Origin of the sequence: Clostridium merdae (assembly GCF_900176635.1) — a bacterium.
In the GTDB taxonomy this organism is placed as follows: Bacteria; Bacillota; Clostridia; order Oscillospirales; family Acutalibacteraceae; genus Faecalispora; species Faecalispora merdae.
Genome location: NZ_FXLN01000004.1, coordinates 40,088 through 53,577 on the forward strand (window position 1 = coordinate 40,088; position 13,490 = coordinate 53,577).

General features: G+C 41.4%; 17 protein-coding genes. 10 read left to right on the top strand and 7 right to left on the bottom strand.

All coding sequences use genetic code 11. From position 1 onward, the window contains the following. Positions 1 to 111: 111 nt before the first annotated feature. From CAN90_RS05665 to CAN90_RS05675, 3 genes are read right to left on the bottom strand one after another with little or no spacing between them, the layout of a single operon-like run. Positions 112 to 852 carry a DUF2815 family protein gene (locus CAN90_RS05665; protein WP_085832882.1) on the bottom strand — a complete coding sequence of 247 codons (741 nt, stop codon included), beginning with the start codon at positions 850 to 852 and terminating at the stop codon, positions 112 to 114. A gap of 16 nt (positions 853 to 868) precedes the next feature. Further along, positions 869 to 2,092 (bottom strand): DUF2800 domain-containing protein, encoded by a 1,224-nt coding sequence (locus CAN90_RS05670; RefSeq protein WP_085832883.1) that lies wholly within the window; start codon positions 2,090 to 2,092, stop codon positions 869 to 871. Continuing rightward, positions 2,093 to 2,671: a hypothetical protein gene (locus CAN90_RS05675; RefSeq protein WP_085832884.1), complete on the bottom strand. Its 579-nt coding sequence runs from the start codon at positions 2,669 to 2,671 to the stop codon at positions 2,093 to 2,095. Positions 2,672 to 2,739: 68 nt separating this feature from the next. Between CAN90_RS05675 and CAN90_RS05680 the strand changes: the two genes are divergently transcribed. After that, entirely contained in the window at positions 2,740 to 3,063 is a 324-nt protein-coding gene (locus tag CAN90_RS05680; protein ID WP_187138309.1) for a hypothetical protein, read from the top strand. Positions 3,064 to 3,177: 114 nt separating this feature from the next. Here the strand turns inward: CAN90_RS05680 and CAN90_RS05685 are convergent, their stop codons facing one another. The 4 genes from CAN90_RS05685 to CAN90_RS05700 form a co-directional block, all read right to left on the bottom strand. Further along, the gene (locus CAN90_RS05685) at positions 3,178 to 3,360 is read right to left on the bottom strand and encodes a hypothetical protein (RefSeq protein WP_085832886.1); all 183 of its coding nucleotides are present in this window, start codon (positions 3,358 to 3,360) and stop codon (positions 3,178 to 3,180) included. 248 nt (positions 3,361 to 3,608) lie between these two features. Then, positions 3,609 to 3,809 carry a hypothetical protein gene (locus CAN90_RS05690; RefSeq protein WP_085832887.1) on the bottom strand — a complete coding sequence of 67 codons (201 nt, stop codon included), beginning with the start codon at positions 3,807 to 3,809 and terminating at the stop codon, positions 3,609 to 3,611. 17 nt (positions 3,810 to 3,826) lie between these two features. After that, a complete protein-coding gene (locus tag CAN90_RS05695) occupies positions 3,827 to 4,366 on the bottom strand; it encodes a hypothetical protein (RefSeq protein ID WP_143750805.1) in 540 nt (179 codons plus the stop codon). A 393-nt stretch (positions 4,367 to 4,759) separates the two neighbouring features. Next, positions 4,760 to 4,951, bottom strand: coding sequence for a helix-turn-helix domain-containing protein (locus tag CAN90_RS05700; protein ID WP_085832889.1), 192 nt, complete (start codon positions 4,949 to 4,951; stop codon positions 4,760 to 4,762). Between the two features lie 241 nt (positions 4,952 to 5,192). Here CAN90_RS05700 and CAN90_RS05705 point away from each other — a divergent pair, with 241 nt between their 5' ends. From CAN90_RS05705 to CAN90_RS05745, 9 genes are all read left to right on the top strand, one after another. Beyond that, positions 5,193 to 5,576 (top strand): helix-turn-helix domain-containing protein, encoded by a 384-nt coding sequence (locus tag CAN90_RS05705; RefSeq protein WP_085832890.1) that lies wholly within the window; start codon positions 5,193 to 5,195, stop codon positions 5,574 to 5,576. A gap of 16 nt (positions 5,577 to 5,592) precedes the next feature. After that, complete coding sequence (locus tag CAN90_RS05710; protein ID WP_085832891.1) at positions 5,593 to 6,045, top strand: ImmA/IrrE family metallo-endopeptidase; 453 nt, start codon at positions 5,593 to 5,595, stop codon at positions 6,043 to 6,045. 122 nt (positions 6,046 to 6,167) lie between these two features. Next, positions 6,168 to 7,712, top strand: coding sequence for a GIY-YIG nuclease family protein (locus tag CAN90_RS13695; RefSeq protein WP_242953586.1), 1,545 nt, complete (start codon positions 6,168 to 6,170; stop codon positions 7,710 to 7,712). Between the two features lie 21 nt (positions 7,713 to 7,733). Beyond that, a complete protein-coding gene (locus CAN90_RS05720; protein WP_085832892.1) occupies positions 7,734 to 8,690 on the top strand; it encodes a ribosomal protein L7/L12 in 957 nt (318 codons plus the stop codon). Between the two features lie 125 nt (positions 8,691 to 8,815). Then, a complete protein-coding gene (locus CAN90_RS05725) occupies positions 8,816 to 10,363 on the top strand; it encodes a recombinase family protein (protein WP_085832893.1) in 1,548 nt (515 codons plus the stop codon). A 129-nt stretch (positions 10,364 to 10,492) separates the two neighbouring features. Then, entirely contained in the window at positions 10,493 to 11,305 is an 813-nt protein-coding gene (locus CAN90_RS05730; protein ID WP_085832894.1) for a putative RNA methyltransferase, read from the top strand. A gap of 67 nt (positions 11,306 to 11,372) precedes the next feature. Continuing rightward, positions 11,373 to 11,984: a histidine phosphatase family protein gene (locus tag CAN90_RS05735; protein ID WP_085832895.1), complete on the top strand. Its 612-nt coding sequence runs from the start codon at positions 11,373 to 11,375 to the stop codon at positions 11,982 to 11,984. Positions 11,985 to 12,231: 247 nt separating this feature from the next. Next, positions 12,232 to 12,642, top strand: a complete 411-nt coding sequence (locus CAN90_RS05740; RefSeq protein WP_085832896.1) for a hypothetical protein — start codon at positions 12,232 to 12,234, stop codon at positions 12,640 to 12,642. A gap of 179 nt (positions 12,643 to 12,821) precedes the next feature. Next, positions 12,822 to 13,340 carry a methyltransferase family protein gene (locus CAN90_RS05745; protein WP_085832897.1) on the top strand — a complete coding sequence of 173 codons (519 nt, stop codon included), beginning with the start codon at positions 12,822 to 12,824 and terminating at the stop codon, positions 13,338 to 13,340. The last annotated feature ends 150 nt before the right edge of the window (positions 13,341 to 13,490 follow it).

Consider the following 13,490-nt stretch of genomic DNA (forward strand, 5'->3'; position numbering starts at 1 on the left):
ACAGAAGAAAAGGTTTCAAGGTCTATATTCAAATGATGAGCCACAACTCGAACTCCTTTCTATAAAAATTAGTGGAAGGGCGCTTTATCCGTTAACGCCCTAGAAACGGTTTTACAGCGGGATACCAGTAATCGGGTCAACCGGCCCTTGGTACGGCGGGGCTGCCGGAGCCTGATATTGAGGCGGTGCGTATGCAGGGGCCTGTGGTTGCCAAGGTGGTACACTGGCGGGTGTGTATCCCTGCTGCGGGTACTGTTGTGCGGGAGGGACCTGCTGGTAAGCGGGAGTATAAGGTGCGGAAACTTGCGGTTCTGCTGCACCGAAATCATCCTCTGCACTTGCACGAGAACCACCCAGCGGGTCACCATCTGCAATCTTCATCACGTTATCTAACGCAACGCCAATACCCTTGTTCTGTGGAGCATTGTAGCCGAAGAAGGTTACACCGACATGGGCATACATACCAGAGTAAATCTGTGTCGCATCCAGAATTGGCTGGAGGTTGAGGTCAACCACAGTGACAGGGGATTTGTTGGAAGCCGTGAATACCCAGCAACCTTTGCACTCCTCCCCAAACGGCTGCCCGTCAGAAGGGCGAACACCGTCACCATCGTGTACACTGATTTTCGGTGTAGCAGGGAAAGCTTTGCCGTACTTCTCAATTGCTTTCTGTGTGGCATTAGCGACTGCTGCGTCAATCATAGTCCGGTTGGTTGCAGGATTCTTCGGTACCAACACCGTGCAGCTGTACTTGGGTTCTTGTCCGGGCTGTTGCGCATAAGGTTTGTCCAGATGTGTGTAAGAGAGACGGACGTTCCTCAAAACGATATGTGCGGGATTGTTGTTAGCCATAAATGTATTTCTCCTTTTATTTGAAATCCTCTTCTGCAGAGGGTTTATTGGTAATTGCATCGCGTTTGTCTGATACAGGAGCAAGTGCTGGTTTGCCAGAGGATACAGTAACATGTGCGCCAGCAACTTCTGTAAACCGTGCTTTGCCCAGCATTTTTTCAATGCCCGCCAGTGTCAGCGGTTTGCGTTCGTACAGCATTGCTTCCTCAATGCCTGCGGTGGTAATGTCGGCGAAAGCAGCGTCTGGATCGTCCCACACTCGGGTCTTGCGTCCTTCAACAGCTTTCCAACCGGGGATTTCTTTGCCCGCAAGGCATGATGTGATCGCATAATCTTTTAAGTCGGCAACCCACTTTTCCAGTGCGATTGCCTTTTCGAGCACACCGCCTACCTCTGCATCAGAGAGAAGTGGAGGCACTGGCAATTTGCCTGTTTTGGTCTTGCTGTTCGGCGCGCCAAAGTCTTCGAGAGCAGTGTACTGGTCAGCGCGTGCCCGGCAGGTGTTCTTTGCCCGGCAGAACCGGCACCAGTCACCACCACGGAACTCACCCTCACCAGCAAAGGCTTTCTCGGCTAGTGGCCGAACCGTGAATACTCCCCAGTCAACCAAATCATTTCGGGAGATACTCCACTCTTTGACTGTGTCGCCGTCTGCGCGGGGCTGAAAGATAGTAAGTACAATGTCGTGTATGTCATAAAGGGCGCCATACAATTCAAGGGCTCCTAAAGCATACAGCATCATCTGCGGATTGTTCTCAGCAGATACCGGTACTCCTTTGCCGAATTTAAAATCGATGATATGCAGTTCAGAGCCGCCCAGCACCAAGCAATCGCAGGTACCAAAGCCTCCTTTTGCATATCTATCAAAGTTCAATTCAACTTCTACAGAAACATGGGGTCTTTTAGGGTATGACATTACCACACCAGTAATATAGTCCAGATAATCATCTGTAGCGCTTAGCGTTTCCGGCCAGTATTCTTTTGGGTTACGCTCTTTACCGCTCTCATCGAACAGCTTAGTTTCGCCTAGTTTCTTTAATCGCCTCTTAAAAGTCTGTTCACCCATAGGGTCGGTAAACTTCTTTTTCACTTTCAGCTCTGCCACATTGTGGGCCAATGTACCCTCCGCCGCCCAAGGGCTGGTCGTATCAGGCATTTTCTCTGTCAGTCTAACCGACGGGGGGCAGCTCATCCAGCGTTTAGCGCTTGAAGGGCCAAGGATTGAATGTTTTTTAGGCATTTACAGTTTCGCCCCCATCTGGCGCAGGCATGTCGCAAATGCGCCAAACTGCTCTGGCTTGAGATCGCCTAAGCCCCGCACCTGAAACTGTGTGAGCAATGCGCGGCATTCCTGATGTTTGCCTGCGTCCATCAACTGCGCGGCACCTCGGGCGAGATCGTCAATCTGATAGGCAGGAGCTGCAGCTATCGGTGCGACAGGAGTCTGACTATCAGGCATTGCTGTAGGTGCCCCCGCTACCGGTATCGAGAGAGTCTGATTAGTTGAGAGGGCAATAGGGGCACTGTATACAGGTGCAGGTGTGACAACTGGGGCCGTATTTGCCACATCCATCATCGGGCTGCTTGGCATCGGTGCCGCCTGAGTAGGGCTTATAGGTACAGCGGGTTGGTACGGTTGCATTGGCGACGGTACTTCTGGTTGAACAGGAATAAGCTGCGTACTAGTTGCCTGCTCTGCAAGTGGCTGTGGAAGGGAGAGAATATCCGGTTGAATTTTTCGGGGTGCTAATACGGCGGCAAGCTGTTGAATAGCGGTTACGATTTCGGGGGCGGTAATCTCGATTACAATGTTTGACATAGGTAGTTCCTCCTAAATTGATATTGTGAAATAGGAATGTTATAATGTGGAAAAAGGGGGTAATGTTTTTGAATACAAATAACCCAACAAACGGAATTAAAAAAGTACAGTCTTTTCTCGGGGAACCATATGAGATAAAAGTGATTGACATGGAGAATGTTATTTACCGCAGATTAGGAGATGACTATGACCTCGAAGTTAGCGGCTTAGATAATAATCGTAAAACAATAGACGCAGATGTTTATGTTTGGAGAAAAATTCCCGGCGCTGAAATTATAGAAATTTATAACAGCATACACAGCTTAATCGACCTAAAGGATTTACTAGGCTCTATCTCGTTGAAGCATCGAAATCTTGACCCCGAAAAGCCACTGTTTGTAAAATCAAGATAACGTCTTCTCGAGTAAGACCTTTCGTTTGTATGAGCTCTTCCAAAGCCTCTCGTTGATTGGGATTACCAGAGATAACAAACCGTCTAAATTCTGAAAGCACAGATAAAGCCTCCTTTATTTGTTAGGCCTGTACACATTCAGACCGATTTTAATATCCTCAGTGCCTGGAACGGATTTGTTCCCTTCACTGGATGCGATGCAGATAGATTTACCGCTGCTTGAGGGGCCAAAGTTCTGCGACAGATCTACTTCAATTAGCAGCTTGCTGCCTTCTACAGACAGGGTTACGTTTTTCATGAGATTTACCTCCGATAAGTTTCTTGAATTTAGAATCGCTTAGTTTATGAAAACGGTCTGCAGACATCAGCATAGTACCTCCGGGGTGTTTTATTGCAACCATACTATCCGGCGGTTTTTGCTGTAGTACGACCGAAACAGATTCACTGCCGCAATGCTGACAATATCCAGCACTAATATCGATGCTACTGCACACAGGGCAGTAGTCAGGAGTTATGGAAGTCACTTGACAAATCCTCTCTTTCAGATTAGTATGTGGATAGAATATTTACTTGTGCACCGCTATCCGATTGCAGTCGGGTGGCGGTTTTTCCTTTGTTCAGAGCATTTTCAGTAATTTGAAACCCCGCTTTGACTTGCTTCTTAAGCTGGCAAATCTGAATCTGCTGTGCCAGCGCTACTAAAGCAAGTGCCGCAAAGGATGCAGCTAGAGCTGTTGTAATAGGCATGATGATTCACTCCTTTCCTATTGATTTGCTTTGAAAAAGGCCTGGGCAAAGCCGGGCGGGGTGATGGCGCGAATAGCAGCTCTACGGGCGGTAGCGCCACTTATGGAATGAATATACTCTTTGCACCACTCTGGTGTTTTGGGATGCTTATAGTGCATGTTTTCTGAATGCTTACTCCCCATGGTTTCAAACACTTCTGGCGCAAGATCCACTGTTGAAACTGGGTCCTTAAAGAAGCCCCAAATATTTGTTGCTTTTTTTGCCGTGCCTCCGAACTGCCACTGCTCAAAACAATAATGCGGGTGTCCTAAGAACTTGGATAACGGGCAGGGAGAGCTTGAGGCTTTCGGGTTTTCCAATGCCCAGAATTTCAGGTTTCCTTGCAGTTGACAAAACCAAATGATTTTTAAACATGCTTTCACAATCTGTATAGCGCCTGAAATATCTCGTGGGCCTCTGCCGTTTTTAGCAGAGCTGAACTCCGTACACGGCGGTGCGGCCAGTATGCCATAAACGTTTTCCGGCGGCTCGTATGTAAGCACATCGTAGTCGGGCAAGGTAATCAACCTGACATCGTACCCGGCATCACGGTATGGCTTACTCCACGAGCCTGTCCCTCCACAGAGGTCTAGTATAATTTTGTTTTCGTTGATGGTCGTTCACTCCTTTCTGCCAGTACTGGACTTGTCCTGATGCAGCCCGCAGCGGGTGCAGGCGGTGGTTATGATGTCTGTATCTCACGGCTTTCGTGTAGCCGGTACAAGTTCATAAGTATTGTAGCTAGAGACTCTTTGTCATTGTCATTCATAGGCTTAATAACAGTTTTCTTACCGGTATTAAGATTAATATCAACTACCATTCATAGAACTCCTTTCTGTATTTACTGTCCTTTAAATCGGACAGCGATTTTCCGCCCTCTTGAAATAGGGGAGAGGGATGGTATACTGGGGTTAAGAAACTCTCCCAAGCAGCCAATCGGTAGTAACTCCAAAATAATCAGCTACTTTTTCCAGCCGTTCTACGCTTGGTGATGCGACCTCCCATTTTCGAACAGTGCCGTTTCCAAATTCAAGCTTTCTCTCAAGATGTGCAAACGTAATATTGTTTTTCTTGCAAAGTTCTTTTACATTTTCGTACAACATCGAAAAATCACCTCCGCGATTAGATTATTTGCTATTGACACAGATTAGGAATTATGCTATTCTATAAGTGTGGAAATTCCCTAAAGTTCAGAAATAGATGATTTAGATAGCGTGGTAGCAGTCGTCATCTCTTTCTGTTTGCTTTTGTCTTTAGCTTGTAAGCTAATATTAGCACAGGAGCTAATCGAAGTCAATAGCAAATATGCGAATTTCTAAAATATTTTTAAGGCGGTTCGCTAAGATGCTAGTTGATAAAATAAAAAAACTTTGTGATGAGCGTGGAGAAACTTTAGCTTCATTAGAAAGAGAACTAGGTTTTGGAAATGGTACAATACGAAGATGGGATGTCACTGTTCCGTCAGGAGATAAGCTCACAAAAGTAGCTGATTTCTTTTCTGTTTCTATTGATTTTTTACTTAATAGAGAACAAAAAGAAATGCCCGTCCTTACAAAAGAGGACGAGCTTGATATCAAAAACAAAATAGATGAAATTATGGTAATGATGGAAAGGCAAAAAGGATTAATGTTTGATGGCGATCCTTTAACGCCGGAAGCTTTAGATAGTATTCGTAGTGCAATGGAACTTGGTATGGCTGCCGCAAAAGCAAAAAATAAGAAAAAATAGCAAAAGGAAATTTCGCATGAACGAAATGGAAATTGTGAACGACTTAATTAAAAAATTCTCAACAAACGACCCTTACGAATTATGTGGCTATCTGGATTATATTATTATGCAGGTTCCCCTTGTAGGAGTGCGGGGTTTTTATCAGTTCTATGATGGACAAGACATCGTTTATCTTGATAGCGGATTACAGGATCAGGTGAAAAAGTTTGTTTGTGCGCATGAGCTGGGACACTCACTGATGCATAAGGATATTAATGCCATATTTCTTGATACGCGTACATATCTCAAGGCAGGACGTTATGAGCGACAGGCGAACCAATTCGCAATTAGTTTATTGTATCCTCACGATTCTGATTTTGATGATTATAGAGATTTAACCATTCAACAGACGGCACGTTGCTTAAACGTGAGCGAAGATTTAGTAGAGTACCGGCTTAAAGAAATCAAGAGACTTACATTAGAGCAATAAAAAAGCCCCTCCCACTGCTGCGAACAGTGAAAGGGGCAAAGGTAGAAGTTCCCGAGAAAAGAAACTCTCCTGAAAATATTGTAACATATTGGAATAATATGTCAATCGGGAGGGGAAGTAAAGTGGCTGTATGCAATAACTGTGGTAAGAAAGGTTTTTTCTTGAATGTTAATGCCCGGGGTGTTTGTGCGGACTGCGAACGCAATGATATGTTAATCCAGCAAGCCGCAGAGCTACACAAAAGCCTTGAAGTGCTTAGCGAAGAAATATCGGATCAAAAGGGATTTAAAGAAAAACTAATTCAGGAAGCACAGGAAGAAGCTGAACGAGAGCTTTCAGCTAAAACAAAAGAAGTAGAAGAGCTAAGCAGAAAAATTGAAAACCTTTCCTCTGATATAGAAATCATGTCCAGCAAGCATGAAAAAGCGATTAAAGCTTTAGCTACGGCGCAGAAAAAAGTTCAAAAGACGCAAACCTTGTACAAAAGCATGGAATATTCCATGACTAAATATTTCAACCAGCATATATTTGATTCAGATATCATTATTCCTGCGATTGAAGATGAGATTGCAGAAGAATTAGGTCCTACGGTTAGCATTAAGCTTTACTGCATGGATGTGAAGCAATTACGCCAAAAATATAATCAGAATTATAAATTAATAAAGGAAGTTTTGGCGAAATACCAGGATCGATATACAACCAAAGCAAACATTACAATTTATAGATTGATGGTAATTGCTCTGGAAGCAGAGCTGCAAAATGTATTAAGTTCTATCAGCTATGGGAAGTTAGATAAAGCGGAGTCTGCAATTAAATTAATTTGTGAAAAATATCAAGCAATTGCCGCCGATGGAAATCAAAGCATCGCTCCAACGGTTTCAAAATTTATTGGAGAAGTTGAATATCTATTTCTTCAAGCCATTGCGATTGAATATGAGTACTTTATTCAGAAAGAAAGAATCAAAGAAGAGCAACGTGCTATTCGGGAACAAATGCGTCAGGAAGCAGAGGAACGCCGTCGTTTAGCTCAACAAAGGAAGCAAGTTGAAAAAGAAGAAAGCAAATATAAAGCGGAAATCGAAAATGTCGAGGCACAGCTTCGTGCTACCGAAGACGATAATAAAATTCAACAGCTGGAAACAAGAATTCTTCAGCTTCGTGAGCAGCTAAGTGGAGTCGAGCACAAAAAAGAAGAAATTACAAGATTGCAGAATGGTCAGGCTGGGTACGTGTATGTTATCAGCAACTTGGGGTCATTTGGCGGTGATATATTTAAAATTGGTATGACCCGTCGCTTAGAGCCACAGGAGCGCGTAGATGAACTCGGAAGCGCTAGTGTTCCGTTTCCGTTTGATGTCCACAGCTTTATCTTTTCTGAAAATGCCGTATCCCTTGAAAATAATATGCATAAACGCCTAAATGACAGAAGATTAAACAAAGTCAATATGCGAAAAGAATTCTTCAAAGCCAGTTTGGACGAGCTGGAAGAATTGGTTAATGAATTAGAACCCTCGGCAGAGTTTAATCGTACGATGCTGGCCCAGCAGTATAACCAGAGCCTTTCAATGGATTATACTCCCGAAGAGTCAGATGCTCTTAGTCCGACTGATGAGGATGACTCTTTGTTAGATTGCGAAGATGAAGATATAGAGGAGCAGAGCGCGTGATTAAGGAAGGGGGGAGAGTTTATGATTTGTTCTTATTGTGGAGCGGAAATTAAAGGAGGAAAATTTTGTTCTGAGTGTGGGGCACCAATTGTTGAAGCAGCGGCGCAACTGGAACCTGCGAGAATAGATTTCTCTGTTCGCTTGGGGCCAGATAAATATTACGAAAAAGACGAAAAGGTTATCAGTGCTGCACTTGCTCATCATGTCTTTTCTGATTCCGGAATGGTCATTCTGTATGTAGGAAATCTGTACTCTGTCTTTGACTCTTATTTCATGTTTGTAAACAAGAATGAAATTGTGTTCTGCAAAATTAACGAGAAAAAGCCGGATACAGATATTATTACACGTGTCAGCTATACAGATTCTAGGCTGGATGATTTTTATGATACAAAATGGTCGAAGTTAAAACTCAAAGAAGAGTTTATAGGATTTAAGCCTCAAAAAATTAGTGCATATCCTAATAATTGGATTGTTGCTTTTAATGAAGTGCAAAGGCTTCGAGGCAAGGCGTTTTCTGCGCCGCCAGATAAAAAAGCAGTTTCAATGAAGCATCAACCACCTGTATCTTTTGATGGGCTGAATATTTCAGAAATTGCAAGTATGTTCGGCAAAGACAAAATAAAGGCAATTAAATACGTTCGATACAAGACCGGGTGCGAATTGAAGGAAGCAAAAGCGTTCATAGATCATGGCTATGCAACAATGAATCACTCACCCGCTCAGGTGCCTGAAACCACTGTGGAGGCATCTAAATCTCTCTCCAAGAAAGATCGCATCAAAGAGAACAAAGCGAACGGCGTAGCCTGCTGCCCGAAGTGTGGTTCTACCTCACTGAGCGCCAACAAAAAGGGGTTTGGAGTAGGAAAAGCAGCAGTGGGTGTATTTACTGTTGGCGTTTTAGGCGCAGCTGCTGGCGGCATTGGTTCTGGCAAAGTGGTAGTTACCTGCCTGAACTGTGGTCACCGCTGGAAAGTATAAATAAAAAACCGCCCGCCACGGCTGAACCCCGGAACGAGCGGCAACCATCAACCAAGGGCTGACAGTACATAAATGCACTAATATTGTATCAGTTCAGCTCTCCGAAATCAAGAGGGGAGAGGCATATGAAAAGAGCAGTTATCTATGCTCGGTATTCGACAGACAACCAGAGCCACGAAACAATTGAAGTACAGGTTGAGCGATGTGTGGAATACGCGAAGCAAAAGGGTTTTAATATTATAGAAGTTTTAGCAGACGAGGCGGTTTCAGGAATGAAATCTAACCGGCCGGAGCTGCAGAAGCTGTTCAACATGGCTGAAATGGGATCATTTGAGGTTGTACTAATATATGATCAATCCAGATTCAGCCGAGATATTGTTGACTGGTTTTCTTTCCGACGCACCATGCAGAATCACGATATACAAATTATATCAGTTACGCAACCGTATGTTGGCGGTGACCTAAATGATACGGCGGTCTTTGCAACAGAAGGTATTAATGCGCTTGTAAATCAAATTCATGTGTTGCAAACCAGACAGAAGGTGGTGGACGCGATGAATCGAATCGCAAGGCAAGGTCTTGTATGTGGAGGATCTGTTTTACTAGGATACGATGTCAAGGATAAGCGATATGTAATTAATGAATATGAAGCTGAAGCCGTTCGACTAATATTTACGCTGTATGCTTCTGGGAAATCATATAAATATCTTATTCAGACGCTGAATGAAAAAGGTTATAAAACAAAAGCTGGTAGAACTTTCGGGTCCAACTCTATTAATGCTCTTCTTCAAAACGAAAGATATATTGGAATATATGTATATAATAAAATGCTGCCTGCAAAAAACGGAAAAAGGAATAGTCATAAAGCAAATCCGGCGGCAATAAAGATTCCAGGTGCAGTGCCCCAGATTATTTCAAATGATTTGTGGGACAAGGTTCAAGCCCGTTTACGTTCAAACAAAGTAAATGCTAGGAACAAAGCAAAGGTGGATTATCTGCTTAGTGGCAAATTGTTTTGTGGTGAATGTGGCATGGCGATGACAGGTACCAGAAGCAATGGCAAGTACTATTATTATGACTGCTCTGGTAAAAAGCGGCTAAAAAACTGTGATAAAGCGCCCATCCAAAAGGATAGGGTAGAGCAGATGGTAATAAATTATGTTAAAGAGACACTGGTGACAAACAAACAAAGGCACGAGATAGCTCAGAAATTATTTGAGGCGCAGGGGAAACTTTTAGGCTCTGCTGCGGGAGTAAGAATTGAGATTGAGAAAAGAATTAAAGAAATAGACCACCAATTAGAGAATATCAATAATGCTATTGCCCAAGGAATCTTTAGTGGTTCTACAATGGACAAATTAACCGAGTTAGAGACAGAGCAGAGAAAGCTTTACACCCAGCTTGCAGCCACTGATAAAACTGAGGTTTCGGCACACAAGTCCATAGATGATATTCTTCAAATTTTAGACTATATAGCAAATGTACCTGTAGATGATTTAGAGGGTAAACAAACCCTTCTTGCTTTTGTCTATCGGGTATACGTTTATGATGATAAGATTAGAATAATAACGAACCCGCTAGATGAAAATACTGATAATATAAAACAGGAGGATTTACCTTTTTCGGAGGGTGTTGCATCACCAGCACCAAAGGAAAATCCGCATGAATCTTAGGATTCAGCGGGTTTTTCTTGTTTTTGAATATAGAAATAATTTACCCATGATTCAAATTTTAAAGTGTATATAAAACAATCGTGAAAAATATAACAATAATTACTTAATAAAATAATATGAGGTGGAACCTTGAACTTTTCTTGCCCAAAATGCTTAACAAACCTTAATCAAAGTCAAAACACACTTCTATGCGTAAATGGTCATAGCTACGACATAGCGAAATCTGGTTATGTCAATCTTCTAATGGCACAAAAACGCTCTTCTCACACATTTGGTGATGACAAAGCTATGGTTGAAGCTCGTAAAGCTTTTTTAGACGGAGGACATTATGAGCCTTTAAAAAATATGCTTTGCGAAATCGTAAAAACCTATTTTCCCATGCAGAAATCAGCAGTTATTTTAGATTGTGGCTGTGGTGAGGGATATTATACACAAGGATTGCTTGATACCCAAAGAGCCGTAACCCTATTTGGTATTGATATTTCAAAAAACGCTGTCATTCATGCTGTGAAGCGTTGCCGCGACGAAAGTGCTCACTTTGCTGTTGCAAATGCTTTTAAAGTGCCACTTGCTGACGGCTCTTGCGATGGCATTGTGTCTATATTTGCGCCGTATTCTATTGATGAAGTTAAGAGATTGATGTCCCCTAGTGGTTTTTTTATAGAAATTTCTCCAACAGAAGACCATTTAATTGGATTAAAAGCTGCTGTTTATGACGAGACGTATCTAAATACACCACCTATCCATCCAGAGGGAATGACTTTAATCGAACGAAAATCAATTTGCTACACGTTGAAATTGCATAACAATTCAGAAATTCAAAACCTTTTTACAATGACACCATACACTCGGAAGACATCACAACAGGATAAAGCAAAGTTAGATAAACTTAACGAGCTTTCAACTCTTGTGGGATTTTATATTGCTGTTTATCGGTTATAAATTGTTTTCTATGATACTGGTATACTCTCATGACCAATTTTTTAAGTGTATTTAATTGGAGACTGTTATGAAAAGAATAATAACAATTCAACACACTCAATCCGTTCATCATACCAATGGTATGGTTGGTTCTTGGACAGACTGGGATTTATCACAGCTAGGAAAAGAACAAGCAGAAAATATCGGTAAAAATCTCTCTTCTGAATTAGGGGAAGAGAAGTTTATAATGTATTCTTCAGATTTACTTCGTGCAAGACGTACTGCCGAAATTGTAGCAACACATTTAAATGTTGAATTGGTGATTCGTGATGCTTTAAGGGAGCGTAACTTAGGTTCCGCAGTTGGAGAGTCGGTACAATGGTTGCGTGAAAATATGGAGTGCCAAGAGTCTACTGTTGACGATAAAATGTTTCATAATGCCGAGTCTCGTAGAGATGTGTGGAATAGGTTACAGCCTTTATTTTATGAAATTATGAATGGTGAAAATGAAAATGCTATTATCGTATCGCATGGAGATACATTGAGTGTGTTTAATGCTATTTGGCTTGGATTTGAACCTGAAAAGCTAAATAAATATGACTTGTTTGGTATGTCTGGTGGTGTTACTTTGCTACAAGAGAATGAAGAAGGCAAACATGTAATAAGAAAACTGAGCGATATGTCGTACATGAAACTTTGAAAGATAACAAAAAATCGCGGTGCAAAAACTCCGTGATTTTTATAGGCATTTGTAGTTTAAATTATTCATCAGAATTCAATAAACTGAGTATTTATAAATTGATGTTGAGGCTTAGCAAGTGACATAGCTATGGTGTAATACATTGAAATAGCTTTTAGAGTTTAAGCCGCGAACGTAAGCTGCAAGCGGTATAATTTGCGTTATAAATGTAATAGATAGAACTTTGGGATTGGAGGTATGATGAGTCTTGGAAAAAGTGGATATACTCAACCGACTCAGTTACCATTCGGGAAGAAATCCGGATATTGACAATGATAAGTGGAAAAATGGATATTTAGGTATGCTCCGCCCATATAGAGGAAAGCTTTTTATAGATAATTTTATTGAGATTATGGAATGCTTAAACGAATTAAAAGATGAGTTCCAGAAAAGTGAAATCGATAGAGAACTCTTTGCAAATATAAATGGCATTATACATTACTCCAACATGTGGACAGAAAATGATGGAATGCTCAAAGGAATTTTACCAGAAGACCAGGTAATTTTAGTAAGAAGGTGGACTGCCATCATATCGTATTGCGTTATTTGCTTAATGGAAGGAAATGATGAGGCTTTTTACGAATATGAAGATTATATTCAGGAGTTAGAGAGTCAATAAATTACCAATTATGCTTTCGCATAGCTCTTTTAATATAGCAATAGCAAATTTTTATTTAGCTACTGTATGTTAATAGGTAGATTTCATCTAGATTGAAAGTAGAATCATTAGCCTTATATGAGTATGAAGACTATATGAAAGAGCTTAATAAATAGAGTATAGAAAATAGGAGGATAAAGATGAATAGTGCGATATTGCTTATTCCACTTTTTCTGATTCGGTATGGCTTGCTCTCTCTTGTTAATAGAAAAGCATTGCCTAGAGCGGCACATTTCCCACCTATGCAAGGGATAGAAAAGAAAATGTATATACTGTATCAGGCATCTACACTGTATATCATTGTTGATATGTTTTTTCTGAATATCCGTGAGGGTAAACCATGGCTCTATATTGGATTTTCAATTTATATATTAGGGATATTACTGTTCATTTTTTCAGTAGTTGGCTTTGCTAGGCCCGATAAATATGGAATTTGTCGGAGCGGCTTATTTCGCATTTCGCGCAACCCAATGTATGTTGCCTATGGTGTTTACTTTTTAGGTTTTGTTGTACTTACGCAATCAATACTTCTATTTCTCGCAGTATTGGTCTTTCAAATTTCATCACATTGGGTGATTCTTGCTGAAGAAAGATGGTGTACAAATCAATTTGGTAAAGAATATAGTGAGTATTTGAAACAAGTAAGAAGATATTTTTAACTCACTTATTGCTAATGTATCAAAAAATTTATGTAAGTGGGTGGTTTTATAATCATCGTTTTTTATTTCATTTTTTTATCACATTTGCAAAGTAGAATTCCCCCACAATTGGAACTGAAATTCCAAGAGCGGGGGGAGTTATTTTATACT